Annotated in this window: 27 protein-coding genes; 3 read left to right on the top strand and 24 right to left on the bottom strand. The window is 70.2% G+C overall.

Annotated features, from left to right (window positions below; translation table 11 throughout):
- Positions 1 to 5 precede the first annotated feature (5 nt).
- From EXE42_RS11335 to EXE42_RS11410, 16 genes are all read right to left on the bottom strand, one after another.
- Positions 6 to 1,508, bottom strand: a complete 1,503-nt coding sequence (locus EXE42_RS11335; RefSeq protein WP_092921170.1) for an NADH-quinone oxidoreductase subunit N — start codon at positions 1,506 to 1,508, stop codon at positions 6 to 8.
- Entirely contained in the window at positions 1,501 to 3,015 is a 1,515-nt protein-coding gene (locus tag EXE42_RS11340; protein ID WP_092921382.1) for a NuoM family protein, read from the bottom strand. Before EXE42_RS11340 ends, EXE42_RS11335 begins: the two co-directional genes overlap by 8 nt.
- 14 nt (positions 3,016 to 3,029) lie before the next feature.
- Entirely contained in the window at positions 3,030 to 5,078 is a 2,049-nt protein-coding gene (gene nuoL / locus EXE42_RS11345) for an NADH-quinone oxidoreductase subunit L (protein WP_137706549.1), read from the bottom strand.
- A 1-nt stretch (position 5,079) separates the two neighbouring features.
- The gene (gene nuoK / locus EXE42_RS11350; RefSeq protein ID WP_092921168.1) at positions 5,080 to 5,400 is read right to left on the bottom strand and encodes an NADH-quinone oxidoreductase subunit NuoK; all 321 of its coding nucleotides are present in this window, start codon (positions 5,398 to 5,400) and stop codon (positions 5,080 to 5,082) included.
- Positions 5,397 to 5,756 carry a hypothetical protein gene (locus tag EXE42_RS11355; protein WP_092921167.1) on the bottom strand — a complete coding sequence of 120 codons (360 nt, stop codon included), beginning with the start codon at positions 5,754 to 5,756 and terminating at the stop codon, positions 5,397 to 5,399. Before EXE42_RS11355 ends, nuoK begins: the two co-directional genes overlap by 4 nt.
- On the bottom strand, positions 5,753 to 6,019 hold the full coding sequence (locus EXE42_RS11360) for an NADH-quinone oxidoreductase subunit J (RefSeq protein ID WP_008440357.1): 267 nt from the start codon (positions 6,017 to 6,019) through the stop codon (positions 5,753 to 5,755). The genes EXE42_RS11355 and EXE42_RS11360 overlap by 4 nt, the downstream gene beginning before the upstream one ends.
- A gap of 49 nt (positions 6,020 to 6,068) precedes the next feature.
- Complete coding sequence (locus tag EXE42_RS11365) at positions 6,069 to 6,530, bottom strand: NADH-quinone oxidoreductase subunit I (RefSeq protein ID WP_004596401.1); 462 nt, start codon at positions 6,528 to 6,530, stop codon at positions 6,069 to 6,071.
- Position 6,531: 1 nt separating this feature from the next.
- A complete protein-coding gene (locus EXE42_RS11370; RefSeq protein ID WP_092921166.1) occupies positions 6,532 to 7,605 on the bottom strand; it encodes a complex I subunit 1 family protein in 1,074 nt (357 codons plus the stop codon).
- On the bottom strand, positions 7,605 to 9,269 hold the full coding sequence (locus EXE42_RS11375; RefSeq protein WP_092921165.1) for an NADH-quinone oxidoreductase subunit D: 1,665 nt from the start codon (positions 9,267 to 9,269) through the stop codon (positions 7,605 to 7,607). Before EXE42_RS11375 ends, EXE42_RS11370 begins: the two co-directional genes overlap by 1 nt.
- Complete coding sequence (locus tag EXE42_RS11380) at positions 9,266 to 9,964, bottom strand: NADH-quinone oxidoreductase subunit B (protein WP_006629677.1); 699 nt, start codon at positions 9,962 to 9,964, stop codon at positions 9,266 to 9,268. The genes EXE42_RS11375 and EXE42_RS11380 overlap by 4 nt, the downstream gene beginning before the upstream one ends.
- Positions 9,964 to 10,380 carry an NADH-quinone oxidoreductase subunit A gene (locus EXE42_RS11385; RefSeq protein ID WP_004596397.1) on the bottom strand — a complete coding sequence of 139 codons (417 nt, stop codon included), beginning with the start codon at positions 10,378 to 10,380 and terminating at the stop codon, positions 9,964 to 9,966. The genes EXE42_RS11380 and EXE42_RS11385 overlap by 1 nt, the downstream gene beginning before the upstream one ends.
- Positions 10,381 to 11,046: 666 nt before the next feature.
- Positions 11,047 to 11,655, bottom strand: a complete 609-nt coding sequence (gene purE / locus EXE42_RS11390) for a 5-(carboxyamino)imidazole ribonucleotide mutase (RefSeq protein ID WP_137694033.1) — start codon at positions 11,653 to 11,655, stop codon at positions 11,047 to 11,049.
- A gap of 453 nt (positions 11,656 to 12,108) precedes the next feature.
- On the bottom strand, positions 12,109 to 13,281 hold the full coding sequence (locus EXE42_RS11395) for a 5-(carboxyamino)imidazole ribonucleotide synthase (protein ID WP_092921163.1): 1,173 nt from the start codon (positions 13,279 to 13,281) through the stop codon (positions 12,109 to 12,111).
- Positions 13,282 to 13,377: 96 nt separating this feature from the next.
- On the bottom strand, positions 13,378 to 14,112 hold the full coding sequence (locus tag EXE42_RS11400; protein WP_092921162.1) for a hypothetical protein: 735 nt from the start codon (positions 14,110 to 14,112) through the stop codon (positions 13,378 to 13,380).
- Positions 14,113 to 14,189: 77 nt separating this feature from the next.
- Positions 14,190 to 15,341, bottom strand: a complete 1,152-nt coding sequence (locus EXE42_RS11405; RefSeq protein ID WP_137706550.1) for a cell division protein FtsZ — start codon at positions 15,339 to 15,341, stop codon at positions 14,190 to 14,192.
- A gap of 108 nt (positions 15,342 to 15,449) precedes the next feature.
- Positions 15,450 to 16,553, bottom strand: a complete 1,104-nt coding sequence (locus EXE42_RS11410) for an AI-2E family transporter (RefSeq protein WP_137706551.1) — start codon at positions 16,551 to 16,553, stop codon at positions 15,450 to 15,452.
- A gap of 117 nt (positions 16,554 to 16,670) precedes the next feature.
- Here EXE42_RS11410 and EXE42_RS11415 point away from each other — a divergent pair, with 117 nt between their 5' ends.
- Positions 16,671 to 17,168, top strand: a complete 498-nt coding sequence (locus tag EXE42_RS11415) for an NYN domain-containing protein (RefSeq protein WP_092921159.1) — start codon at positions 16,671 to 16,673, stop codon at positions 17,166 to 17,168.
- A 28-nt stretch (positions 17,169 to 17,196) separates the two neighbouring features.
- Here EXE42_RS11415 and EXE42_RS11420 read toward each other — a convergent pair whose 3' ends face one another.
- The 8 genes from EXE42_RS11420 to EXE42_RS11455 form a co-directional block, all read right to left on the bottom strand.
- On the bottom strand, positions 17,197 to 18,450 hold the full coding sequence (locus EXE42_RS11420) for a M20/M25/M40 family metallo-hydrolase (RefSeq protein ID WP_137706552.1): 1,254 nt from the start codon (positions 18,448 to 18,450) through the stop codon (positions 17,197 to 17,199).
- On the bottom strand, positions 18,447 to 19,412 hold the full coding sequence (gene dapF, locus EXE42_RS11425) for a diaminopimelate epimerase (RefSeq protein WP_137706553.1): 966 nt from the start codon (positions 19,410 to 19,412) through the stop codon (positions 18,447 to 18,449). Before dapF ends, EXE42_RS11420 begins: the two co-directional genes overlap by 4 nt.
- Complete coding sequence (gene lysA, locus EXE42_RS11430) at positions 19,409 to 20,824, bottom strand: diaminopimelate decarboxylase (RefSeq protein WP_137706554.1); 1,416 nt, start codon at positions 20,822 to 20,824, stop codon at positions 19,409 to 19,411. The genes dapF and lysA overlap by 4 nt, the downstream gene beginning before the upstream one ends.
- Positions 20,821 to 21,660, bottom strand: a complete 840-nt coding sequence (locus tag EXE42_RS11435) for a 2,3,4,5-tetrahydropyridine-2,6-dicarboxylate N-succinyltransferase (RefSeq protein ID WP_092921155.1) — start codon at positions 21,658 to 21,660, stop codon at positions 20,821 to 20,823. The genes lysA and EXE42_RS11435 overlap by 4 nt, the downstream gene beginning before the upstream one ends.
- 57 nt (positions 21,661 to 21,717) lie before the next feature.
- Entirely contained in the window at positions 21,718 to 22,518 is an 801-nt protein-coding gene (gene dapB / locus EXE42_RS11440) for a 4-hydroxy-tetrahydrodipicolinate reductase (protein ID WP_137706555.1), read from the bottom strand.
- Positions 22,515 to 23,516 (bottom strand): 4-hydroxy-tetrahydrodipicolinate synthase, encoded by a 1,002-nt coding sequence (gene dapA / locus EXE42_RS11445; protein WP_137706556.1) that lies wholly within the window; start codon positions 23,514 to 23,516, stop codon positions 22,515 to 22,517. The genes dapB and dapA overlap by 4 nt, the downstream gene beginning before the upstream one ends.
- A 293-nt stretch (positions 23,517 to 23,809) precedes the next feature.
- Entirely contained in the window at positions 23,810 to 24,268 is a 459-nt protein-coding gene (locus tag EXE42_RS11450) for a hypothetical protein (protein WP_137706557.1), read from the bottom strand.
- Between the two features lie 12 nt (positions 24,269 to 24,280).
- A complete protein-coding gene (locus EXE42_RS11455; protein WP_137706558.1) occupies positions 24,281 to 24,964 on the bottom strand; it encodes a haloacid dehalogenase type II in 684 nt (227 codons plus the stop codon).
- Positions 24,965 to 25,110: 146 nt separating this feature from the next.
- Between EXE42_RS11455 and EXE42_RS11460 the strand changes: the two genes are divergently transcribed.
- Complete coding sequence (locus EXE42_RS11460) at positions 25,111 to 26,043, top strand: HD domain-containing protein (protein WP_092921150.1); 933 nt, start codon at positions 25,111 to 25,113, stop codon at positions 26,041 to 26,043.
- 202 nt (positions 26,044 to 26,245) lie between these two features.
- Positions 26,246 to 26,755, top strand: coding sequence for a PUA domain-containing protein (locus tag EXE42_RS11465; protein WP_137694044.1), 510 nt, complete (start codon positions 26,246 to 26,248; stop codon positions 26,753 to 26,755).
- Positions 26,756 to 26,766 lie beyond the last annotated feature (11 nt).

The raw sequence follows: 26,766 nt of genomic DNA on the forward strand, positions 1-26,766 counted from the left end.
GCCGCTTAGAACAGCGCGGAGGCCGCCGCCTCGGCCGTCTCGATGACGGGGCCGAAGCCGGGTAAGAGCAGGACCGTCGCGACCGCCGCGAAGACGACCGCGGCGTACAGCGCCGTCGGCCGCACGTCGATCGCGTCGAGCGCGCTCGGCGACGCGGGGTCGTCCAGGAACAGCGCCTTCACGACCCGGCTGTAGTAGTACAGCGACACGACGCTGTTTATCGCGCCGAGTCCGGCGAGCCACAGGAACCCGTTGTCGATGGCCGCCTGGAACAGGAAGTACTTCGAGAAGAACCCGGCGAACGGCGGGAGCCCCGCCAGCGAGAACATGAACACGGCCATCGCGACGGAGGCGACCGGCGCGCGCCGCCAGAGCCCCGCGTAGTCCGCGAAGGTGCGACCGACGCCCCACCGCTCCGCCATCGCGACGAAGAGGAACGCGCCGGTGTTCATGAACCCGTAGACGAGCAGGTGCGCCATCGCGGCGCCCATGACGGTGCCGTTCGCGGGGCCGTCGACCGTGAGCGCGGCGACACCGATGAGCGCGTAGCCGGCGTGGCCGATAGAGGAGTACGCGAGCATGCGCTTGACCTCCTCCTGGACCGCGGCCGCGAAGTTACCGAGCGTCATCGTGACTGCCGCGAGAATCGCGAAGGCGAGCATCCAGTCGATGTTCGCCGCGACCGCCATCTCGATCGGGAATGCCTCGGTGAACACGCGGAACGCGACGACGAACCCGGCCGCCTTCGAGGCCGACGAGAGGAACGCGCTCACGGGGGCGGGCGCGCCCTCGTACGCCTCCGGCGCCCAGAAGTGGAACGGGACGGAGGCCGTCTTGAACGCGACGCCGCCGATCATCATCACGATGCCGACGCCGAGCACGCCGGTGAGTCCCTCGATCGACGCCGACGCGATATCACTCAGGATGAGCGACCCGGTGGCCGCGTACACGAGCGAGATGCCGAACAGGAAGATCGCCGACGAGAGCGCGCCGACGAGGAAGTACTTCAGCCCCGCCTCGACGCTCCCGCGGTTCTGCTTGAGGTACGCGACGAGCACGTACGACGGCAGCGACACCATCTCTAAGGCGACGAACACGACGGCGAGGGAGTTCGCGACCGCCAAAATCGCCATCCCGGTCGCGGCGAACGTCACGAGCGAGTAGAACGCCGCCGGGTTGTCGTGGTCGTGGAAGTAGTCGTGCGCGGCGACCAGCACCAGCGCGGTCACCGACGCGAAGATGGCGGTGAAGAACAGCGCCATCGTGTCCACCTTGATCGCGTCCGCGAACAGGAGGACCGCGCCGGAGTCCGGATTCACCGCGCCGCTCGCGGTGAGCCAGACGCTGGCTGCGAGCGCGGCGAGCGAGCCGATCGCCCCGACGACCGCCATCGACGTGTTCGACCGCGCGTCCGGCCGGATCGTGTCGACCAACAGCAGCGTGAGCCCGGTGGCGGCGAACAGCAGCGCCGGCAGCAGCGCCGTCACGGCGGGGAGACCGTTAACCATCGACCGTCACCCCCTCGACGACCGGCAGGGCGGCGTCACGGATCATCTCGAAGAAGATGTCGGGCGCGACGCCCAGCACGATGATCGCCGCCAGAAGCACCGCGAGCGGGGCGACGTCGTGGAACGCCGCGGGCCCGACGTCGTAGTCGGTCTCCAGTTCGAACGGGCCGAACAGCGTGCTCTGCATCGCCGACAGCAGGTAGCCGGCGACGATGACGATACCGAACATGGCGAGCGCCGTGAAGGCCGGCGCGTACGGGAGCGCCGGCGCGGACAGCGAGCCCACGAAGATGAAGAACTCGCCCGCGAAGCCGGCCATCAGCGGCAGCCCCATGTAGCCGAAGGCGCCGGCGACGAGGATGCCGACGGTGACCGGCATCCGGTCGGCCATGCCGGCCATGTCGCCGACCATCCGGGTGTGGGTGGCGTTGTAGATGACGCCGACCGCCATGAACATCAGCCCGGAGATGAGCCCGTGCGCGACCATCTGGAACGTCGCGCCGCCGATCCCGTACTCGGTGAAGACGATAAGCCCGAGGATGACGTACCCCATCGACGAGACGGAGGAGTACGCGACGATCCGCTTGAGGTCCTTCTGTGCCAGCGCCAGCATCGCGCCGTAGATGACGCTGACGACGGCGACCGCGGCGATCGGGACCGCGAGGATCGACGCCTGTTCGGGCAGCATCGTGAAGTTGAACCGGAGCAGCGCGTACGTCCCCATCTTCAGGAGGACGCCGGCCAGGAGCACCGACGCGGGGGTCGGCGCCTGAACGTGCGCGTCCGGCAGCCACGTGTGGAAGGGCACGATCGGGACCTTCACCGCGAACCCGAGGAACATCGCGAGGAACGCGACCATCGCGATCCGGTCCGGCGGGATGCCGAACCACGCGCTCAGGTCGCCCGCGGCGATCGCCTGCGCGATCTCTGGCAGCGCGAACGACGACACCGAGTCGCCGAGCGCGAACACGAGGCTCATGAAGCCGATGAACATCAGCAGCGACGCCGCGTTCGTGTAGACGAAGAACTTGATCGCGGCGTACTTGCGGCGCGGACCGCCCCAGATCCCGATGAGGAAGTACATCGGGACCAGCACGGCCTCCCAGAAGACGAACCAGAGGAAGAAGTCGAGCGCGGCGAACACGCCCAGCAGGTTCGCCTCCATGAACAGCATGAGCCCGTAGAACTGGCTCTGTCGCGTGTCGACGGGCGTCCACGCGCTGAGGATCGCCAGCGGCACGAGGAACGTCGTGAGCACGAACAGCGGGAGGCTGATCCCGTCGAGCCCGACGAACCACGAGACGCTGCGACCGCCGACTTCGAGCCACTCTATCCGGGTCGCGTACGCGATTTCCCCGCCGAGCAGCGCGTTTCCGCCGGCCTCGAAGCCGGACCAGAGGGAGAGGCTGCCGGCGAACGGGATCAGGCTGATCGCGAACGCCAGCCGGCCGGCCCACTCGTCGGGCGCGAGGAACACCGTCAGCGCGCCGACGAAGGCGGCGGCCATGAGCGCTTCGAGTATCACAGGAACCACCCCCCGGTCGCGCCGAGTACGAGCAACAGCGCGACGAGTCCGAAGGTGAGCAGCGCGGCGTACTGCGAGACGACCCCCGACTGGAGCTTCCGGATCCGACCGCCGCCGGTCAGGCTCACCGAGGAGACGCCGTTCACGACGCCGTCGATGATCCCCTGGTCGAAGGTGTCCGCGCCGCCCGCGATGTCTTCCGTCCGATGCGCGAGCCAGACCTGCAGTTCGTCGAGGTAGTAGTTGTTGTACAGCACGTCTTTGACCCCGCCGAGTTTGGCGGTGTGTTCCGTCGGCGACGGCACGTCGTAGAGCCGCCGGGCGAGTCCGAGTCCGAGCAGCGCGAGGCCGAGCGAGACGGCCGCGCCGACGAGGACGGTGCCGACCTCACCGCCGACGAGGTACCCGCTGTTGTACGGGCTGATGTCGGCGTAGTGGTGCGAGGAGAGCCCCTCAATTCCGCCCCACTCGTTGTCGAGCCAGCGGTGGAGCAGGTCGATCCCCTCGAGGCCGAGGACCTTCTGGACCGGGACCATGTTGATGAGGCCGGTGACGACCGCGAGCGACCCGAGGACCGTCAGCGGTCCCTTCACGTTCCAGCCGACGGGTTCGGGGTCGCGGGCGGTGTCGCTCCGGGGCTCGCCGTGGAACGTCAGGAACACCATCCGGAAGGTGTAGAAGGCGGTGACCGGCACCGCGAGCAGTCCCATCAGGTAGCCGCCGAGCAGCAGCGGGTCGTTGAGGCCGTGGACGAGCGCCTCGTAGAGGATCTCGTCTTTCGACCAGAAGCCGGCGAACGGGAAGATGCCCGCGAGCGCCAGCGAGCCCGCGAGGAAGGTGTAGTAGGTGACGGGCAGCCGCGATTTAAGCCCGCCCATGTCCCACATATCCTCGTTGTGGTGCATCGCGATGATGACCGACCCGGCGCCGAGGAACAGCAGCGCCTTGAAGAACGCGTGAGTGGTCAGGTGGAAGACCGCGGCCACGTACCCGCCCGCGCCGAGCGCGAGCATCATGTAGCCGTACTGCGAGATGGTGGAGTACGCGAGCACCTGCTTCAGCTCGTCTTTCACCACGCCCATCGTCGCCGCGAACAGGGCCGTGAAGCCGCCGACGAAGGCGATGACCGCCATCGTCGTCGGCGTCAGCACGTAGAAGCCGTACATCCGCGCGACGAGGTAGACGCCGGCCGCGACCATCGTCGCGGCGTGGATGAGCGCAGAGACGGGCGTCGGGCCCTCCATCGCGTCGGGAAGCCACGTGTGAAGCGGGAACTGCGCGGACTTGCCGACGACGCCGCCGAGGACGAGCAGGCCGACGACCGTCAGCCACGTCCCGAGTTCGAGGCCGCCGGGCGTCCACGCGACCGAGCCGGAGCCGTTGAGCGCCGCGTCCGCGAGCGCCGGGAACGACTCGGGGCCGGCGAACTGCGCCGTGCCGAAGGTGGCGAACACCGCGACGACGCCGACGAGGAAGAAGTAGTCCCCGAAGCGCGTGACGAGGAACGCCTTCTTCGCGGCCGACGGCGGCCCGGGCTCCCGGAAGTGGAAGCCGATGAGCAGGTACGAGCAGAGCCCGACCAGCTCGAAGAACATGAACGCCATCAGCAGGTTGTCGGCGACGACGAAGCCGAGCATCGACGCCGTGAAGAGGCCGAGTCCGGCGTAGTAGCGCGGCAGCCCCGTCTCGCCCTCGTCGTTCATGTAGCCGAGCGAGAACACGTGTACGAGCAGGGCGACGAGCGTCACGATAACGAGCATGAGCGCCGACAGCGGGTCGATCAGGACGCCGAAAGACAGCTCGATGTCCGTCGGACCGATCCCCGCGCCGCCCTCGCTCGCCCAGTAGTACAGCGTCTCGTTGTACGCCTGCCCGCCCGCGACGGTCGCCGCGACCCATATCGACAGCAGGAACGATCCCGCCGTCGCCGCGATACCGCCGAAGGCGCCTCCCTTCGGGAGGTACCTGCCCGCGCCGAGCGCGACCAGGAACGAGAAGAACGGGAGGAGTACGATCGCCGGAACGTATGCGAATGCGTTCACCATTTTACCACCTCATCTCCGCGGGGACAGTCACGTCGGTCGTGCCGAAGTTGCGGTATAACACGAGTATGATGCCGATGCCGATCGCGACCTCGGCGGCGGCGAGCGCGATAACGAACAGCGCGAACACCTGCCCCGTGAGGTCGCCGTAGTACAGCGCGAACGCGACGAAGTTGATGTTGGCCGCGTTCATCATGAGCTCGACGCTCATGAGGAAGTACAGCGCGCTCCGCCGCGTCAGTACGCCGAACAGCCCGACACAGAACACGGCCGACGCCAACAGCAGGTACCACGACGGCGGGATCGTGGACGCGACGGCGGTCACCGCCGGTCACCCCCGTCGCGGCCGCCGTCGGTGAACGCCCCTCCGACCGCCGCGATGACCGAGCCGTCCTCCTCGCGTTTCGCGAGGTAAACGGCGCCGTCGACCGCGACGTCGAGCGCGACCGCGGCGATCAGGAACGCCGCGAGGAACCCCTCCGCGGGGACGGTCGCGACGTCGTACGCGCCGAGGTTGAAGAGGGCGTACCCGAGGTTGTGGACGATCGAGGCGTCCGCCGGGAAGCCGACCGCTTCGAAGCCGAACGTCGCCCCGTTGACCGTCGCGGCCAACACCGCGAACAGCGCGCCCACGGCGATCGCGGGCGCGATCCGGGAGCCGCGGCTCTCGTCGTTGCTCACGCGCTACTCACCTCCGTTTCCGTGTCCGATCGCGTGAGCATCACGGCGAACGTGACTAAGATGAGGACCCCGCCCACGTAGACGAGGATCTGCATGGCGGCGATGAACTCCGCCCGCAGCATCACGTAGTGTACCGCGACGCTCGTGAGGGCTCCGCCCAGAAGCAGCGCGGCGTGGAACACGTCGCGCGCCAGGACGACCCCGAGGGCGAACGCCAGCGTGACCGCGGCGAACAGCCCGAACGCGATAGTAGCATAAACCATTGTGTTTGTCTCCTATGAGAACCCCTTTGAAGATTTCGAGACGTGCCCGCTACTGGTAGTCGACCTCGCCGTCGCCTTCCCCGATCCACGCGCCGCGATCTGGGTTGCGGGACTCCAGCGGGTCGATCCCCTTGTACCACGGGACGTTCTTGAGCTGTTCTTTGTTGAACACGAAGTCGTCTTTCGTGTCCGCGGTGAACTCGAAGTTCTGGGTCAGCAGGATGGCGTCGACGGGGCAGACCTCCTCGCAGAGCCGGCAGTAGATACACTGCCCGATGTGGAGGTTGTACTGCTCGCCGTTGCGCTGGTCGTCCTGAACGATCTGGATCGTGTCGTTCGGACAGACGTTCTCGCACTGCCGACACCAGATACACCGCTCCTGGCTGAACTTGTGGACCCCGCGGAACCGCGGGCTCACCTCGGGCGCGTCCTCCGGGTATTCCACCGTGAACGTCGACCCGTCAAGCGCGTGTTTCATTGTCGTCGCCATGGATTTCATGAGTCCGATCATATCAGGCGATCACCCCCACGATTACGGCCGTGAGCACCAGGTTCGCGAACGACAGCACCAGCATTCCCTTCCAGCCGATCTCGATCAGCTGATCGATGCGGACGCGCGGCAGCGCGGCGCGGGCCCACTGCGTGAACAGGAAGAAGCCCCAGATCTTCACCACGAACCAGATGAAGCTGATGCTCTCCGGGCCCGGTCCGGAGGCGCCGCCGAGGAACGTCACGGCGAGGATCGCTCCGCCGAGGAAGATATGGACGAACTCCCCGAGGTAGAAGAGGACGAAGTACGCCGAGGAGTACTCCGTCTGGTACCCCGCGACGATCTCCGTCGGCGCCTCGGGGATGTCGAACGGGTTCCGCCCGATCTCGGCCATGTTCGCCGTGAGGAACAACACGAACGCGAACGGGTTCACGAACGCGTACCACGACGGGATCGAGACTCCGGCGATCGTCACCAGCGTCTCCGTCTGCGCGCCGACGACGCCGCTCATCTGGAGCGTCCCGGCGAAGATCACGACCGACATCGCCGTGACGATGAGCGGGATCTCGTACGCGAGGTTCTGCGCGACGGCGCGGAGGCCACCGAGCAGCGAGTACTTGTTGTTCGACGCGTAGCCGGCCATCACCAGCGAGACGGACGCGATCGACGCGAACGCGAACACCAGCGCGAACCCGACCTCCGGGTCCGCGAGGTGGAGGTTGATCGGTCCCAGCTGCCCCATCGGGATGACGGAGAAGCCCAGAAGCGCCGAGGCCGGCAGGAGGACCGGGGCGATGTCCCACGAGGGGCGGTCGACGCCCTCGGGGATGATGAGCTCCTTCGCGAGGAGCTGGACCGCGGCCGCCGGGATGATGAGCAGGCCGTACGGGCCGATCCGGTTGACCGCGATCCGGTCGGTGAACGCGGCCGTGATCTTCCGCTTCGCCCACGGGCCCGCGACGCCCGTGAACGCGAGGATGATGTTCCCGACGACGAACGCGGCGACCAGCGAGGCCGCGACCTCGCCGATGACGCTGTCGAGCCCGAGCGTGTCGACGATGAACTCGGGGAACAGCTGCGCGGGCGCCGCGGCCATCAGCGGTCCACCTCCCCGAGCACGATGTCGAGGCTACCGAGCGCGGCGATGACGTCGGGGATGTACTCCCCGTTCGCCATCTCCGGCAGGGTCTGGAGGTTCGAGAAGCACGGCGACCGGATCTTGAAGCGGGCCGGCTTGTCCGTCCCGTCCGACCGGATGTAGATGCCGAGCTCGCCCTTCGCGCCCTCGACGGCGCGGTAGATCTCGGTGTCGTCGTCCGGGCGCAGCGTGCGTGGCACGTTCGCCTGGATCGTCCGCTCGTCCTCCGGCCAGTCCTCCAGCAGGTCGACGCACTGCTCGATGATCTTCGCCGACTCCTCGACCTCGCGCATCCGGACGAGCAGGCGGCTGAAGTTGTCGCAGCCGTCCTCGGTCACGACGTCCCAGTCGAGCTCGTCGTAGTAGCCGTACGGGTCGTCGCGGCGGAGGTCGTAGTCGACGCCGGAGCCGCGGGCGACTGGGCCGGTCGCGCCGTAGTTCTTCGCGACCTCCGGCGGGAGGATTCCGGTGTCGATCGTCCGCATCTGGAACACCTCGTTCGAGGTGATCAGGTTGTGGTACTCCTCGATCGACTCCGGGAGCTGGTCGAGGAAGTCGCGGGTGTTCGAGAAGAACTCCTCGCGGGGCTCGGGCAGGTCCCAGACGACGCCGCCGAGCCGGAAGTAATTGAACATCAGCCGCTGACCCGTCAGGTCCTCCAGCAGGTCCTGGACGCGCTCGCGGTCGTTGATGGCGTACATGAACGTCGCCGTGAAGTCGCCGTTCACGTCGAGCGCGAACGTCGCCAAGGCGAGCATGTGCGCGGCGATCCGGCACATCTCCGCGCCCATCGTGCGGATCACCTGTGCGTACTCGGGCACCTCGATGTCCGCGAGGTCCTCGGCCGCGCGGGCGTACGCCCACTCGTTGAGCAGGCCCGCCGAGATGTAGTCCCAGCGGTCCGGGTACGGCATGATCTGGTGGCGGTACGTGCCGGACTGGGCCATCTGCTCCTCGCTGCGGTGGAGGTAGCCGATGTCGGGCTCGACGTCGGCGACCTGCTCGCCGTCGAGGACCGTCTTCAGGTGGAGGACGCCGTGGGTCGCCGGGTGGTGCGGCCCGATGTTGAGGAACATCGTGTCGGACTCCGCGTCCTTGTGGTGGTCCTCGAGCGGGTTGGCGTGCTCCGGCAGCGTGGCGATCTGCGGCCGGTCCTTGTCGTAGTCCATCGACAGGGGGTGGCCCTGCCAGGTCTCCGGCAGCAGGATCCGGCGCAGGTCGGGGTGGTCGTCGTACTCGATCCCGATCAGGTCGTACGCCTCCCGCTCGTGCCAGTCGGCCGTGCGGAAGACGGGCTCGGCCGACTCGGAGACGGGGTCGTCCTTGTCGGCGGGGACGACGACGCTGACCTCCTGGGTCGGGTCGTCGTACTTCTTCAGGTGGTAGATCGACTCGTAGCGGTTCTCGTACTCCTGTGCGGAGACGACCGAGAGGTGGTCGTATCCCGCCTGCTCTTTCAGGGTCCGAAGCGTCTCCTGAACGGTGTCCGGGCGGATGACGAAGGCGGGCGCGTTCAGGTGGTCGTCGCGGCCGACGACGAGGTCGCCGAGCAGCGCCTCCAGCTCGTCGGGGGTGCGCTCGATCGCCGCGTCGTCGGCGGTGTCCGGTCGTTCGAGGCTCATGGCGAATCAGCGAAGTTGTACCGCATGACGAGCTCGTCGTCGTCGATCTGGTCGGTCAGCTTGTCGACGAGTTCGTCGCGTTCGAGGTCCGAGAACTCCTCTAGCTCGTACGGCTTGACGGTGACGGGCGCTGCCTCGCCGTTGGCGACGCGCTCTTGTAGCTTCACGACGCCGTACACGAGCGCCTCGGGGCGGGGCGGACAGCCGGGGACGTGGATGTCGATCGGGATGACCTCCTCGGCGCCTTTGATCACGTTGTACCCCTCCTGAAACGGGCCACCGGAGATGGTACACGAGCCCATGCCGACGACGAACTTCGGCTCGGGCATCTGGTCGTAGACGCGCTTCATCCGCGGGGCGAACTTCGACACGATCGTCCCGGGGACGATCATCACGTCGGCCTGCCGCGGGGAGGCGCGAGGGACCCCGCTCCCGAACCGGTCGAGGTCGTGTTTCACCGCGTAGGTGTGCATCATCTCGATGCTACAGCAGGCGATGCCGAACTGCAGCATGAACATCGAGGAGCCCCGACACCAGTTCAGGAACTTGTCGAACTTGGTGAGAATGAACGGCGAGGAGCCGAACGCCTCCCGGAGCCGGGAGTTGAACCGGTCCCCCTGCCCGGTCATCCGGGCGTCTCTGGTCTCGGTTACGACCTGCGATTCGTCGGTGATAAACGGTTGATCGCTGCTCATTAGTTGATGTCCTCCGTCGTCTTTCTGCTGGTCGCGCGGGGGCTGCGGGCCCAGCTAATCGCCCCCGACCGCCACGCCCAGACGAGTCCGACCGCGAGGATTCCGACGAACGCCAACATCGGCCACAGCAGGTCGGCCATCGGCACGCCGGCCTGGACGGCCGGGCGGTAGATGACCGCCCACGGGAACAGCAACACGGTCTCGATGTCGAACACGACGAACAACAGCGCGACCATGTAGTACTGGATGTTGAACCGGATCCGCGTCCCGCCCGTCGGGGTCTCGCCGGACTCGTAGGTGGTACTTTTACCGGTCTCAGGCACGCTCGGACGGAGCAACGCCGACACTGTCATCATCGCTATCGGGATGAGCAGGCCGACGACCGCCAAGGCGCCAATCGCTATCCAATCGCTCATATAGGTCTCCGTAACGTGCTGGGGTTTGGACCGCCCCCTCATAAGCGTTGAGTCTTGTGCGTCCGCGGGCGTGCGGGCCGGTATCGGCCGTTCGCGGTGGAAGCGCCGGCGAAGTGACCGGCAACCGTCGATCCGGATCGGAGGGCGAGTCGACGGAAGCGCACCGATTCGGGGGTGCGCGGTACGGAGTTTGTTTATAAGTGAGCGCCGGTGCGGTCGGCGCGTGCCGACGAGCGCCCGCAGGGCGCGATGTCGCACGCGCGAGGGAGTCGGTCGCCGTCGCTTCGCTCGGCGACCGACGAGGCTGGGGAGGCGTGAGGTGCTGTGCGTGGCGGTTCGAGGCGGGACTCAAAGGGGCAGTCGCGAGGACGACGGCGCGCGACGCAAGGACCGCAGGAACGAGTGAAACGAGTGACGAGGACCGCAGCGAGCGCACCGAGTCCTCGCGACTGGGGCTTTGGAGGTGTTCGTGTCGATCGATAGTTTATAAAAAAATTCGTCGGACAGCCGAGGGGCTGGGGCTTTGGAGGCGTTCGCCGCCGATCCGGTGTCGACTACTTATAAACGAGCGGCTCGGGCTTTGGAAGCCTCTTCCGCGGTTCCGTACGCAGCCGGTTATAAACGAGTGTCTGAGAATTCATACGCAGTTACCACGTCGGCAGCTGCTTATCGGTCGCGGAACCCGTCGAGACCCAGATCGTGAAGATCGGCGGAGACGTCGGCGACGCCAGCCTTCTGCTCGTCGTGGAGTTCGACCAAGCGCTCCTCGATCGCGTCGTGTTCGCGCGCGAGCACCTGCGCGGCCGACAGCGCGGCGTTGTACGACTTCCCAGCGTCGACGGCGACGATGGGCGCCCCGGTCGGCATCCCGATGACGGAGTCGACCGACTTCTCCTGAACCGGCACGCCGATCACGGGCACCGGGTGCGCGACCGAGGCGGTCATGTTCGGGAGGTCCGCCGACTTCCCGCCCGCGCCGGCGATTATCACGTCGAGGCCCCGGTCCGTCGCCGTCTCCCCGTACGCGTACATCAGCTCCGGCGTCCGGTGCGCGGAGACGACGTAGCTCTCGTAGGTGAACCGCGCGTCCGGCGCCTCGGCGAAGTCGGTCTGCTCCGCGAAGCCGAGGTCGTCGAGCGCGTCGTAGGCGTCCTCCATGACGGGAAGGTCCGAGTCCGACCCCATGATGATCCCCACGTCCGGGGTGGTCGCCGGGTCCGCGTCGGCCGCCGCCTCCGATTCGAGCCGGTCGATCAGGTCGTCCACCGTGGTCATAGACGGAAGTTCGGCGGAGGGCTACAAGGAACTCCCGGATGCGGCGACTGCGCGAACCAGTGGGTAGCCGCGGTTGCCGTCGCGGTCGACGTCGCCGAAGCCCTGGCTGCTCACTTATAAATAACTGACAGCGGATCGGTAGCGAACACCGCCAAAGCCCCAGCCGCGAGGACTCGATGCGCTCGTTGCGCGCTTCGGTCGTTCGCTTCGCTCACTCCCTCCAGTGCTTACGTCGCGCGTCTTCGTCCTCGCGACTGCCCTTTTGAGCCCCACCCGACCGCGACCGCACCGCAACCTCACACCTCCCCAGCCTCGTCGCTGGCGGCCTTCGCTCCGCTCTGGCCGCCAGCGACTCCCTCGCGCGTGCTGACTCGCGGCCGCCGAGGGCGGCCGCTCGCAGGCACGCGCCACCGCAGTTCGTTTATAAACAGTCGTCGCCGTTGCCCCGGAAATCTACGCGTCTCGGAACGTCAGCCCGTCCCGGAGCTCCCGCGCCTGCGAGAGCAGCGCGTCGCGGTCGGCGTCTTCGGGGTCACCGACCGCCTCGGTCACCGTCAGGTGGCCCATCTTCCGGAGCGGGTACACGTCGTCCTTGCCGTACCAGTGGAGGTCGGCGTCGGGCGCGTCGAGGGTCGACTCGACGTTCCTGAGCGTGGCGGGCTGGGTCTCCTCGATGTCACCGAGCACGTTCGCGGTGACCGCGGGCGCGACGAGGTCGGTCGGGCCGAGCGGCCACCCGAGGACGGCGCGGACGTGGTTCTCGAACTGCGACGTGCGCGCGCCCTCGATCGTCCAGTGGCCGGAGTTGTGCGGGCGCGGCGCGATCTCGTTGACCAGCACCTCGCCCCCCTTCGTCTCGAACAGCTCGATCCCGTAGACCCCGCGGCCGTCGAGGACCTCCAGTACGTCGCGGGCGACCGACTCCGCCTCGGCGACGACCGCGTCGCCGGCGCGCGCCGGACTGACGCTCTCGCGGAGGATCTCCTCGCGGTGGACCGTCTCCGTGACGGGGTAGGTCCGCGTCTCGCCGTCGGCGCCCTTGAGCCCCATCACGGCGATCTCGCGCTCGAAGTCGAGGAACTCCTCGGCCATCGCGGCGCCGCCGACCGCGTCGAGCGCGGGGGCCGCCTCGTCGGGCGTCTCGACCGGGACGTTCCCGCGCCCGTCGTAGCCGCCCTCGCGGGCCTTCAGCATCACGCCGCCGAACTCCTCGACGACGCGTTCGAGCCCCTCGGCGGTCGCGACCGCGACGAACTCCGGGACGGGGATCCCGGCGTCCGCGAGCGCCTCCTTCTGGACCAGCTTGTCCTGTATCGTCTCCAGCGTGGCCGGGTCCGGGTGGACCGGCACCCCGTGTTCCTCGCTCGCGGCCGCGAGGCGGTCCGGGTCCGCGAGTTCGATCTCGAAGGTCAGGGCGTCGACGCGGGCCGCGAGCTCGTCGATCGCGTCCGCGTCGTCGAAGCCGCCGACGATCTGATCGGTCGCGACCGGCGCCGCCGGGCAGTCGGGCGTCGGGTCCAGCACGACGAGGTCGACGCCGAGCGGCGCGGCGGCCTCGGCCATCATTCGGCCCAGCTGTCCGCCGCCGACGACGCCGAGCGTCGGCCCCGGAAGGGTGATCGACATGTGGGCGTCGGTACTGGACACCGGTGAATAAGTATTACCAAAGGCGGTGACGAATACGCACGTACACGGATCAATCGGAGACCGGACCCCGCCGACTCAGACGGAGACGCGCCGGAGATCGCTTTCGAGTTCGTCGACGAACTCGTTGTACGCCTCGACGAACCCGCGGAACCGGTCGGCGTACTCTCGAACGTCGGCCGCGGACGGAGACTCGTACTGCGAGAGGAGGTAGAGACCGCCGGACCCGCCGATTCGGAGGTACGAAACCTCCCCCTCGTCGTATTTTAGCTCCCAGCGATCGCCCTCGACGCGGGCCGTGAACGTCCCGTAGTCGTCGCTCTCGTACCGGTGGACCTCGCCGGCGATGAGCGCGCAGGTGTCGCGGATCTCGTCGAGGACCCGGTCGCGCTCGGCCACCACGCCGTCGGTTGTCGCGGGCTCGGGAAACTCCGCGCTCACGCCGTCGAGGACGCCCGAAAGCGACGCGACGTGATCGTTCCACGCCGCAACGAACGCCGCGTAGTCGTCGAGCGCGCTCGACAGCGCCGCCGGCTCCGGCGGCTGCTTCGTCGAGATCACGTACGTGTCCGACCCCGAGTTCGGAGAGAACAACAGGAACTCCAGCTCGCCCGCCTCGTGTTTCACCGTCCACTCGCCGCCGGGCGTCGAGAGGCTCTCGCGGCCGTAGTCGCCCCCCTGGAGCTTGGCGAGCTGATACGCGATCCGTCCCGCGTGGTCGCGCACGGCGGCGACGAGCTCGTCGCGGCGCTCCGCGACGGCCGCGGCGTCGCGAACGTCGACGTCGATCCCGAGTTCTGCCTGCGTCGTCACGGATCTACTGGGCGCGCCACGCGCTTAATCCGTTCGGGTCGGCGTCCGCGCGTTCGACCGCGCCGTCGGCGGCTCGGTCACGCGATCGTCTCGCGGAGCTCGCGGACCCGGTCCGGCTCGTCGATGCCCGAGCGGATCACGACCGCGAACACGGCGTCTCCCTCGGGGACCGGCGCGTCGCCGCTCAGGATGGCGTCCGAGCCGGTCTCCTCGGCGAGCCAGCGCCGCCCGTCAGCGATCGCCTCGCGGTTGAGCCACGCCGGCGGGCCGCCGACCACGAGCAGCGTTCGGTCGGCCCGCCCCTCCGGGACCGCGATCGTGTTCTTCCCCCGTGCCGCCTTCCGGATGACCGTCTCGATCGCCGACACCGCGGCGCTCGTGTCGACCTCGGCCGGCTCCGAGGAGCCGAACAGCCCGAGCCCGAACCGGGACCCCTCGCCGGGCGACTCCACCGCCTGCGTCGCGTGGCCGATCGCCGCGATTTCGCCGTCGCTTCCCACCGCCCGGGCGACGTCGCTCGCGTCGAGCACCTGCTGGGGCGTCTCCGCCCCCTCTGGCGTCTCACCGGCGCCGAACAGCGCCGAGATCCGTTCGACGGCGACCCCGTTGAGCCGGTCGCGAGCCCCGTCGAGCGTCTCCCCCGGACGGAGCCACGCCGCGTTGTCGAACGGGAGAACCGCCGCGCAGCGGTCCGAGAGCGCGTCGAGCGTCCGCGCGGCGTTCCGCTCGGCCAGCGGGCGGTGCGGCGCCGACGGCGACTCGCTTCCGGAGGCCGCGCTCGTCGGACCCTCTCCCCCGTCCGGTTCCTCGGTCTCGCTCGGGGTCGGAAGGAGCCCGAAGGCGTAGACCGGCGCGTCGTAGAGCCGCGAGAGCTCCTCCGCGAGCGCGGGCGCCGCGCCCGCCCCGGCCGCGCCGCCGAGGCCGACGACGATCAGGAACGCCTCCGCGAGGGACGGGCGCTGGTCGTCCATCGCCCTGCCGAGTTCGCTCGCGTGTGCGTCACCGAGGCGGCGTCCCGCGTGGAGGTCGCCGCCGAGCCCGTCGCCGCCCGCGGCGTCACCGAACCGGTACCGGCGCTCCTCGCGGAGCGCGTCCAGCGTCCCGAGCGCGTCCATGTCGGTGTCGAACGCGTTGACGCCCGCCAGGAACGGGTCGTCGTCGTGGGCGGCGGCGAGCCGGTCGGCGATCCGACCCCCGGCCCCGCCGAGGCCGATGACGTGTAGTCGCATACGTGCCCCGGTCGTCGAGCGGGGATATATGACTTCGGCTCGCCGCGGCCGATCGGTCGAGCGTTCGCGCCGCGGCAGCGACCGCGTCGACGCGGCGCCCGCGACGGCTCAGAACTCGTCCAGCCGGCGCTGATGCTCGGGGATCTCGGGCTCCCGATCCGGCCGCACGCCGAGCAGGCGCAACAGCGCGGTGTCGGCGAACGTCAGCGCCAACACGAGGACGATCGGCGCGAGGAACAGCCCGTGGAAGCCGAACACGACCGGGCCGAAGATGTACGCGAGCATGAGCAGCCCGACGTGCGTCGTCTCGCCGCTGAAGTACGGCCGGAGGACGATGTCGGGGATGGTGTCGACGATCACGGCCGCGACGGCGAGGAACCCGGCGACGTACGCGAGGAGCGAGACGTCGCCGTCGAGCGCGACCGGAATCGACATCGCGGCCGCCAGCGGGACGTAGACGATCTTCATCCCGATCACGGGGATCAGGCTGGCGACCCCGGTGAGCGCACCGGCGAGCGTCGGATACGGGATCTCGACCGCGGCGGGGGCGATCGCGTTGTACGCGAGGTAGGTGACGACGGCGATGATCGCGATCGCGATGACGTTGAGGAGGTTCCCGTACAGCACCGCCTCCAGCTCGTCGTCGGCGGTCTCGAGGTACTCGCGGACGACCGCGTCGTCGTCGAAGGTGAGCAGCCAGTCGTGGAACCGGGAACCGTCGATGAGCAGGTAGTACGTGACGACGACGGTGATGAGGAGGTTTAACGCGAGCCCCGACAGCGTGCTCGCCAGCAGCGACGCCTGCTCGGAGACGAGCTCGATGAGGGGGTCGAACTGGCCGGAGCGGTACGCCGCGAGCAGCTCGTCCATCGTCGGGTTCGACAGCTCCGCGAGGTCGCCGATCACCGAGTTCTCCGCGCCGATGGTGTCGGCCACCGGGTACGTCTCGATGAACCGCCGCGCCTCCAAGATCAGCAGCACCAGCGTGTAGCTCACGAGGCCGATGAGCGGGACGCCGATGACCGACAGCGACACGACCGCGCGGATCCGGGCCGGCAGCCGGAAGCGTTCGAGCCGGTGGTAGAACCGCCGCGTCGAGTAGTAGAGGAAGACGGCGACGGTGAGCGGGGCGACGAACCGATAGGCCACGTAGCCGGCGACGGACGCGACCGCGAGGCCGAAGAGGGCGACGACGAACCGCTTTTCGTCCATGGCCCACGGTCTTCAGCGCCGGATATAAACCATGGTGGTCACCGGTGGAACCGCGACGCCGCGATCGCGGGCGCGACGATCCCAAAGCCCCTAACCGCGGGCGGTGAAGGGGGACGTATGACCGACATTCACCCGGACCAGCGCGTCGCGGTGTTGGCGGACTCGCAGAACCTGTATCACTCCGCACAGAGCGTTTACTCGCGGAACATCGACTACTCCGGCCTCCTCGATGAGGCCGTTTCCGACCGGTCGCTGGTGCGTGCCATCGCGTACGTGATCCGCGCCGACTCCCCCGAGGAGGAGAGCTTCTTCGAGGCGCTCCGCGACATCGGCTTCGAGACGAAGATCAAGGAGATCAAGACGTTCGCCGACGGCTCGAAGAAGGCCGACTGGGACCTCGGAATGAGCCTCGACGCCGTCTCGCTCGCGAGCCACGTCGACACCGTCGTCCTCTGTACCGGCGACGGCGACTTCGCGCGACTCTGCTCGCACCTCCGTCACGAGGGGGTCCGGGTGGAGGCGATGGGGTTCGGCAACTCGGCCGCCGACGAACTGATCGACGCCGCCGACGACTTCGTCGACCTCGCGGAGAAGGAGGAGACGTTCCTGCTCTAGTCGGCGGCGGTACGCCCCCCTCGCGCCGCTACCCGAGCAGCGTCGCGACCGCGTCCTCGACCGCCGCCGCGGCCGCCTCCACCTCGCGAACACGCACGTACTCCCGTTCGGCGTGCGCGACCGCGCCCGCCTCGTCGGCGAGGTCCCCGGGTCCGAACACGACCGTCGGCGCCGGCGCGAAGTAGGAGGCCTCCGTCGCGGCGCCGAACGGCCGGACGTCGCCGCCGCGCTCGCTCGGCAGGCCGACAGCGTCGCCCGCCTCGCGCGCCGCGTCCGCGACCGTGCTGACGAGTTCGTGGTCCGTATCCGTCGCGAACGCCTCTAGGAACGGTGATTCCCGGTCGGTCAGAGAGACCGCCGCGTCGACGCCGCGGTCGCCGGCCGCGCCGGCAGCGAGCGACTCCCGCACCGCGTCCGCGAGCGACGACCGGAATCCCTCTGCCGTCTCCGGCGGGACGCTCCGCCGATCGACGGTGACCTCGCAGTCCGCCGGCACCTGATTCGTCGCCGCGCCGCCCTCGATGACTGTCGGGGTGAGCTTCGGCGGCCCCAATTGCGGGTGGACCGTCGCGTCCGCGTCGAACGTCCGGATCGCGGCGAGCGCGTCCTCGGCGGCCGCGACCGCGTTCGCCCCGGCGGACTCCGCGGCGTGGGCGGCCGTCCCCGACAGCTCGACCGTCGCCTGAAAACGGCCCTTCGCGGCGGGACACGCGTCGAGGCCGGTCGGCTCGCCCACGAGGAACAGGTCGCCGTCGAGCCGGTCGACGGTCCCCGGAAGCCGCCCCGTCAGCGCCGCCGCGCCGAGGGAGAGCGCCTCCTCGTCGGGCGTGAGCGCGAGCGTGACCCGGCCGCGGTCGGGGTCGGCGGCGAGGAACCCCGAGAGCAGCGCCGCGAGCGGGCCCTTCGCGTCGCAGGCGCCGCGGCCGCGGATCACTTCCCCGGCGTCTCCCTCACCCCCCTCGTTCGACGCCGACCCTCCCCGCTCGTCCCCGTGAGCTTCCCCCCGATCGAACGGGACGTGCGGCGTCACGGTGTCGAGATGGGTGTTCAACACGAGGTTCGGGCCGGCCTCGGGCGCCGGCGAGCGCCTCTCCGCGAGGACGCACCCGTCCGCGACGACCGCGGGGTCGGCGCCGCGCCGCTCCAGCAGGTCGACGACGAACTCGCGGGTCTCGTCGACAGACTCGTGCGAGGGGATCCGAACCGCGGCTTCGAGGAACGAGACCGGATCGAAGCCGGAGCCGGCGTCAGCGTCGGAACCGGCGTCGGACCCTTCGCTCATCGCGGGTCGGCGGGGAGCGTCCCCGAGAACTCGTGGGCGACCGGACCGGTGAGGGTGGCGTGGCCGGAGTCGGGGACCGTGATCTCCAGTTCGCCGCCCGGCGGGCGGCTCACGGCGTCGTCGCCGTCGATCAGCCCGAGTCGGCGGGCAACCGCGACGACCGCGACCGCGCCGGTGCCGCAGGAGCGCGTCTCGCCCTCGACGCCGCGCTCGAAGGTACGCTGGTCGAGGACCGCGGGGCCGTCGCCGGCGCCGTCGTCGACGACCGCCGCGAGGTTCACGTTCGCGCCCTCGGGGAAGACGTCGGCGTGGCGGACCGGCGGCGCGACCGCGTCGAGGTCGACCCCGTCGATCCCGTCGGGGTCGTCGCGACCGCCGTCGACGAACGCGACCGCGTGCGGAACGCCGGTGTTGACGGCGGTAACGGTCAACCCCTCGACCGCCTCGTCGATCAGCGGTTCGTCCGCGAGCGCGCCGTCGCGGGCGACCGGGACGCGGCGGGGGTCGAACGTCGGCACGCCCATCTCGATGGCGGCGGCGGTCGCGTCCGCGGTCACGGTGGCGCGCCGGGTGCCGGCCTGGGTGTCGATCATGAACTCGCGGTCGCCCGTCCGGTCGTGGGCCCACCGCGCGACGACGCGGGCGCCGTTGCCGCACATCGTCGCGGTGGAGCCGTCCGGCTGGACCAGCGTCATCACGACCCGAGTCGGGTCGAACCGCTCATCGACGCTGAGAAAGAGGACGCCGTCGGCGCCGCGTCGACCCCCGGATGCGTCGCGGTCCGCGTCGCCGTCGCGCGGGAGTGCGGCGCCGAAGTCGCCCCCGTCGACGCCCGTCTCGCGGTCGCAGTGGGCGCGCGCGAACGCCGCTCGGTCGCCGACGTCCTCGGCGGCCGCGTCGACGACGAGGAAGTCGTTGCCCGTGCCGTGGTACTTCTCGACCGGGACGGCGTGGGTGTTCATCGGTCGCCCTCCGGTCGGTCGTCGCCGTCGGGATCCGCCCCTCGCTCGACCGTCAGCAGGTCCCCGAGCGTCTCTCGACGCCGGGCGATCGTCGCGGTTCCGTCGTCGAGCGCGACCTCCGCGGGCCGCGGTCGTGAGTTGTATTGGCTCGCCATCTCGTAGCCGTACGCGCCCGCGACGCCGACCGCGAGGAGGTCCCCGCGGGCCGGGTCGGCGAGCGCTCGGTCCTTACAGAGGGTATCGCCGGTCTCACAGATAGGTCCGGCGACCGTGACAGGGGTTGCCTCCCGCTCCGCGACCGAGGGGGCGTCGCCCCCGTCGCGCGCCCGTCCGCCCCCGAGGTTGCGGATCGGGTGATAGGCGTCGTACATCGCCGGACGCAGGAGGTCGGTCATCCCCGCGTCGACGCCGACGACCGTCTCGTCCGGCGTCGGCTTCACGGTGTTCACGCGCGTCAGGAGGACGCCCGCGTCGGCGACCACGTAGCGTCCGGGCTCTATCGCGAGGTCGGTGTCCTCAGGGAGCGGCGCGACCGCCTCCCGCGTCGCCGCCGCGACCGCCGGGAGGTCGAGCGGCGGGGCGTCCTCCTCGTAGGGAACGCCGAACCCGCCGCCGACGTCGACGTATTCGAGGGCGATCGGATCGGCGCTCGCGGCGGCGTCGCCGTCGCCGGCCGCGTCCGGGTCCGCGAGGTCGCGGGCCAGCTCGCCCATCCGCGCGACCAGTTCGCGGTGGCTGTCCAGCTGGTCCGGGTCGATGCCGGAGCCGGCGTGCGCGTGGATCCCGACCAGGTCGAAGCGCTCGGCCGCCTCGCGGGCCGCATCGGCGGCGCGGTCGTAGGGGATCCCGAACTTCGCCGCGCCGCCGGTGGTGACCTTCTCGTGGTGGCCCGCGCCGACGCCGGGGTTCACGCGGACGCAGACCCGGCCGTCGTAGCCGCGCTCCGCGAGGCGGTCGAGGGTGTCGACCGCGCCGACGGTGACCGTGATCCCCGGCTCCCCCGCCGCGACGCCGGCGGCGTGGTCGAGGTCGCGGGCCGGCGGATTGACCGCGGTGTAGTGCAGCCGCGAGCCGTCGAAGCCGGCCACGAGCGCGCGGTCGAGTTCGCCCGCAGAGGCGCACTCCGCGTCGAGGCCGGCGTCGCGGACGGCCTCCAGGACGGCGCGCCCGGTGTGGGCCTTGACGGCGTACCGCACGTCCGCGTCGGGGAACGCCGCGAGCAGCCGCTCGCAGTTCTCGCGGACGCGGTCGAGGTCCTGGACGTACAGGGGGGTCTCGTGGGCGGCGGCGAGCCCGTGAAGGCGCTCGGCGTCCCAGTCGCTCAGGCGGCGGACCGGCGGGTTGCCGCCGGCGGGTTCGCCCGCCGCCTCCGCGCCTGTGTCGCCCGTACCGCCCGCGTCGCGGTCGCTCATTCGCGGAGCGCGTCCTCCCGCCGCGTCGCTTCGAGGGTGTCCTCCTCGACGTGCGTCGCCACGACGGCGGGCTTGTACGCGCCGCCCTCGAAGAGCTCGTGGTCGCCGACCGACGACTCGACCATTCGGGTGAACGCGCGGCGCTCGGCCGGGAGGTGGCCGTAGAGGACCTCCTCCTCGACGAGGTCGTAGACGGGGATCCGAGGCGTCAGGAGCGTGTTCTCGCCGACGATCGAGTTCTCGCCGACGCGGAATCCCGAGGTGACCCGGCAGCCGGCGCCGAGCGAGACGCCGTCCTCGACGATCACCGGCGCGTCTTCAACGGGTTCGAGGACGCCGCCGATCAGCGTGTTGGCGCCGAGCTTGACGTTCTCGCCGAGCTGCGCGCAGGAGCCGACCGTGTCACAGGAGTCGACGAGAGTGCCGTCGCCGACGTACGCGCCCATGTTGACGAACGAGGGGCTCATCATGATACAGTCGCTGCCGAGGTACGCGCCCCGGCGGATCGCGGTCCCGTCCGGCGTGTTCCGGGTGCCGCGTTCGGCGAGGTCGTCGGTGTCGCGCAGCGGGAGCACGTCGTGGTAGGTGACGCCGCCGTACTCTCGCGGCTCCGTCTCGCGGAGGCCGAAGTTGAGCAGGATCCCCCGCTTGACCCACTCGTTGGCCTCCCACGAGGTCACGTCGTCGCCGGTCTTCTCGGCGGCGCGGACCTCGCCGGCCTCCAAGGCGGCGAGGAACTCGTCGATCACGGCCGCGTCCGCGTCGCTCGCGTCCGCGGCGGTCAGTCCGTCCTGATACCGGTTCCAGAGGTCGGCGACGTCGGCTTCGAGGCTCATTGGGTAGTGTATGGATGAGTGTCGGTATTTACTCGTCGATATGCTGATTCCCCGCAGTTATTCCTCGCCCGCGTCCAGCACGTCGCCGAACCCGTACCAGCCCGGGTCGCGGTCAGCGAGCCACGCGGCGGCGTCGAGCGCGCCCTCGGCGAACACCCCGCGGTCGCCGGCGCGGTGCGTGAGCTCGAGCGTCTCGCGGTTCCCGGCCAGCAGGACCTCGTGTTCGCCGGTCACGTCGCCCGCGCGGCGGGCGTGGACGCCGACCTCGCCCGGGCTCCGGGGGGCGTCTCCCTCGCGGCCGTAGACGCGCTCGTCGAGGTCGTCGCGGGCGTCCTCCACGTCGTCGAGGATCGACTTCGCGGTGCCGGAGGGGGCGTCGCGCTTGGCGTTGTGGTGCGTCTCCGTCAGCTCCACGTCGTAGCCGGGCAGCGCCGCGGCGGCCTCGCGGACCGCCCGGCGGAGCGCGGCGACGCCGCGCGCGAAGTTCGACGCCTTGAGGACGGGGACCGCGTCGCTCGCGGCCCGGAGGCTATCGACCTGCGCGTCCGAGAACCCGGTCGTCCCGGTGACGAGCGGGACGCCGGCGTCCGCGCAGGCCTCGGCGTACGCGACCGCCGAGTCGGGACCGGTGAAGTCGACGAGGGCGTCCGGCGCCTCGCTCGCGAGCAGTTCGTCGAGGTCGTCGGCGTCGTTGACCGCGACGGCCGCCACGGGATCGATCTCCGTGCGGTTGACCGCGACCGCGACGGCGACGGCCTCGCGGTCGGTGGCCGCCTCGATCACCTCTCGGCCCATCCGGCCGCCCGCGCCGGTGACGGCGATCCGGAGGTCACCGGCGGGGTCGCCGGCATCGCTCATTCGGCGCCCTCCGTCGCCGCGGGGTCGACGGCCGTCGGGTCGATCGTTCCCGGGGCGCGCTCGTCGTACGCGGCCAGCAGGTCGCGGAGCGACTCGCGACGGTCCTCCGAGAGCCGCGAGAGCGGTGAGCGGACGCGGGGTCCGCCCCGCCCGCGGATGTGCATCGCCTCCTTGACCGGGATCGGGTTCGTCTCGGCGAACAGCTCGCGGACGAGCGGCGAGAGCTCGTGGTGGAGCGCCCGCGCGCGGTCGTGGTCGCCCGAGAGCGCGGCGCCGACCATCGCGCAGGTGCGCTCGGGCTCGACGTTGGCGACGACGCTGATCGTGCCCGCGCCGCCGATAGAGAGGACCGGCAGCGTGAGGCCGTCGTCGCCCGACAGCACCGCGAACGCCTCGTCCCGGGTCCGCTCTATCACCTCGCTGATGAGGTTGAGGTCGCCAGAAGCAGCCTTGTACCCCCGGATGTTCGGGTGTTCCGCGAGTTCGACCGTGACGTCGACCGGGATCGACTGCCCCGTGCGGCTGGGCACGTTGTAGACGATCTGCGGGATGTCGACCTCGTCGGCGATGGTCCGGTAGTGTTCGAGGAAGCCCGCGGGTTCGGGCTTGTTGTAGTACGGAGAGATGAGGAGCAGGCCGTCGGCGCCCGCGTCGGCCGCGCGCCGCGACAGCGAGAGCGCCTCCGCGGTGTTGTTCGAGCCGGTGCCCGCGATCACCGGGATGTCGTCTAGGGCGTCGCGGACCGTCTCGATCACGGCGACGTGCTCGTCGTGGCTCATCGTCGCCGACTCGCCCGTCGAGCCGACGGGGACGACCCCGTCGACGCCGGCGCGCTCCAGGAACCGGGCGTTCGCGGCGAGCTGGTCGTGGTCGACCGCGTCGCCGTCGGTGAACGGTGTCGTCATCGCCGGATAGACGCCCTCGAAGGGGGCGTCGGTCGCTTCTCCGTCTGTCGATTCGGTCGTCGCGTACGGGGTCGTTGTCGTCGTGTCCGTCATGGGTTCGGTGTGGGTGCGTGTGGTGGGATTCGGTGTCGGTCATGAAGCGGAACGGCCGCGCGACCGTCTCCGGTCGCGGGTCGGGGGTCGTCCGGGACGGGGTCGCCACTCCCGCCGGCGGACGGTTCACGCGCGTTTTTTCGAGAAGAGCCGCGTCGCTGGCGCCGGTTGCGGACCGCGTGCGGACGCGGAGCGGGTCACATCGCAGTATGGATCGGTCGCGCGCTTATAGGTTGTGTCTCGGGTCGAAACTGCCGCGGCGGGCGGTCGCTGGCCCGCTCCGCGGCGGCCTCTCACGCATCCGCTCCGCGGCCCCCGTCGCGAACGCACGGACGCGACGCGAGCGCGAGCGCCGCGACCGCCGTCGCGAGGTTCAACCAGATCGTCGGCCTGTCGAAGCCCGCCAGCGCCTCGACCGCCAGCCAGCCCAGCAGGGCGAGGCCGACGGCGGCCGCGGCCGCGGGCGCCCCCTTCTGACCGGCGTACACCCCGTAGCAGACGGCCGCGGAGACGAGCCCGAAGACGACGAAGAGGACGACGCCGGGGACGAGGTAGTCGTCGAACGGCGTGCGGGCCAGCGCGTCGGTCGAGAGGCCGACGATCCGGCCGGAGGGCGCGGCGATCAGGGCGGCGCCGCCGACGAGCGCCCGGACGGAGAGCTGCGCGAGCGCGGCGATCAGCAGCCACGAGACGAGCGGGCGGCCGCGGAACCGGAACCGACCGTCGGCCGCGTCGGCGTCGCGGAGTCGCATCGGGCGGCGCCGTCAGGCCCCGAGCCGGTCCGCGAGCTCGTGGAGCGTCTCGACCGTGAGGTCCGGGTCGCCGCCGAACGGCTCCCACGGCGTTCCCTTCCGGTCGACCCACGCGGCCTGCATCCCGGCGTGTCGCGCTCCGAGCACGTCGAACCAGCCGGCCGTCGCGTGGACCACCTCGTCGATCGGCGTCCCGGTTCGGGCCGCGCCGTGCCGGTAGAGCTCGGCGTCGGGCTTGAACGTCTCCACCTCGTCGGCGCTGATCGCGTCCTCGATCAGGTCAGCGATGTCGGCGTGGTCGACGAGCGACGCCAGCATCTCGGGGTCGCCGTTCGAGAGGACGTAGCAGTCGTAGCCGGCGTCGCGGAGGCGGCCGATCGCGTCGCGCACGTCGTCGAACACCTCCAGCTCGTGGTACACCGCGAGGATCTCGTCGCGCTCCGCGTCCGGGAGGTCGACGCCGTGCGCGTCGAGCGCGTAGGTGAGCGCGTCGCGGTTCATCTCGTAGAACGGCTGGTAGGCGTCGACCGCGTTCGCGACGAACGTGTACGCCAGCGACCGCGACCGCCACAGCCGCGACACCGGCTCGGGGTCGTCGACGCGGTCCGCGAGCGCGGCCTCGGCGGCCTCCACGTCCACGAGCGTGCTGTACGAGTCGAACGTCACCGTCGAGACGCGGTCGGCGTCGAAGGGCATGCGCGGACCCACAGCCGGCGGCGGCATAAGCGCCGGGGACGACGGCGGGGTCGTCGCCGTTCGGTCGACGAAGCCGCGGCGACTCCGTGGCCGGCAGCGCCGCGCGCCTCGCACATTTATCCCCGGTGAAGGTTTCTGGGAGACGTATGACCGACCCTGCCGACGACGCGCCCGATCCGACACCGGACGACGCGCCCGATCCGACACCGGACGACGCGCCCGATCCGGCCGCAGACGACCTCGATACGCCCGACGAGGTCGACGCCGACACCGACGCCGACCGCCACGAGTACGACCCGGAGGCCGACCACGCGTTCCCGGACGAGCGGCTCAACGAGGTCATGTCGCGGCTCGAATCGGACGAGGAGATCGTCGCGTACCTGGAGGCGCAAAACGTCAATCCGGTCGCGCGGAAGGGGTACAACGACCACGGCGCGAAACACGTCGAGATCGTCCGCGACCGCGCGCTCCGGCTGTACGACCTGCTCAAGTCCGGCGGCGTCGAGTTCAACGGCGCCCGCCAGCAGGGGCTCGACGAGGCCGACGAGCCGGTGATCGTCGCGCTGGCCGCGACGCTCCACGACATCGGCCACGTCGTCCACCGCCACGACCACCCGTACTACTCGATCCCGCTCGCGGCCGACCTGCTCGACGACCTGCTCACCGACTTCTACGGCGTGGCCGACCGAGTCCGCGTGAAGGCCGAAGTGCTCCACGCAATCTTATGCCACCACACCGAGGAGCAGCCGCTCACGCTGGAGGCCGGCGTCGTCCGGATCGCGGACGGGCTGGACATGGAACGCGGGCGCTCTCGGGTCCCCTACGAGGAGGGCGGCCGCGGGATCAACACCGTCTCCTCGCAGGCGATCGAACGCGTCTCGTTGCGCGCGGGCGACGAGACGCCCGTTCAGGTCGTGATCCGGATGAACAACGCCGCCGGCGTCTACCAGGTCGACTCCCTGTTGAAGGCGAAGATCGACGGATCGCTGCTCGAAGAGCGGATCCGGACCGTCGCGATCAACACCCACAGCGACGGGACCGACGGGAACGAGGCAATCGTCGACCGGATCGAACTCTGACGGGTCGCGTCCGGGCTGGTACGCCCCGATTCAGGGCTCCGAAGCGTGTCGCCCGCGCCGTTCCGGTGAAGCGCCCCGGCCGCGACGGTCGCCGTCCGCGCGGAGTAGTCCCGCACGAGTCCCCGCAGAGTCGGCTCCCCACGGCGGTATCGTCGCCGGACGGTGTCGCAATCGCTTTGGGCGCGCGGTCGGTATCCCGGCCATGACCGACGCCGACACGCTCGCGGACCTGCGGACCGCCGCCGACTACCAGTTCGGGGCCGGCGCGGGCGACGCCCTGTTCCCCCCGGCCGACACCCTCACCGTGCGCCGGTCGAGCGGCGGCCGCCCGCGGCAGGTGATCGACGGCGACGTCGACGACACCCCCGGCAGCAGCGAGGGCGACCGCCTCGTCTCGTACGGCACCGACGGTCGGTTCACCCTCGGGCTCGCGGGCGGGAAGCGGATCGGCGAGGCGTTCGCCGCCCCGCGACACCGGATGGTCGTCGGCGAGGAGAGCGAGCCGTTCGTGCGCGAGGGGCGCAACGCGTTCGCGAAGTTCGTCACCGCGGCCGACGACGGGATCCGCCCCGGCGACGAGGTCCTCGTCGTCGACGAGAGCGGCGCGATCTTCGGGGTCGGCCGCGCCGAGCTCTCCGGCGCGGAGGCCGAACAGCTCGGCTCCGGCGTCGCCGTGAAGACGCGCGACGGGAATCCCGCGGACGACGAATAGCGAATTTCTCG

Source organism: Halorubrum sp. SP3 (genome assembly GCF_005435195.1).
In the GTDB taxonomy this organism is placed as follows: Archaea; Halobacteriota; Halobacteria; order Halobacteriales; family Haloferacaceae; genus Halorubrum; species Halorubrum sodomense.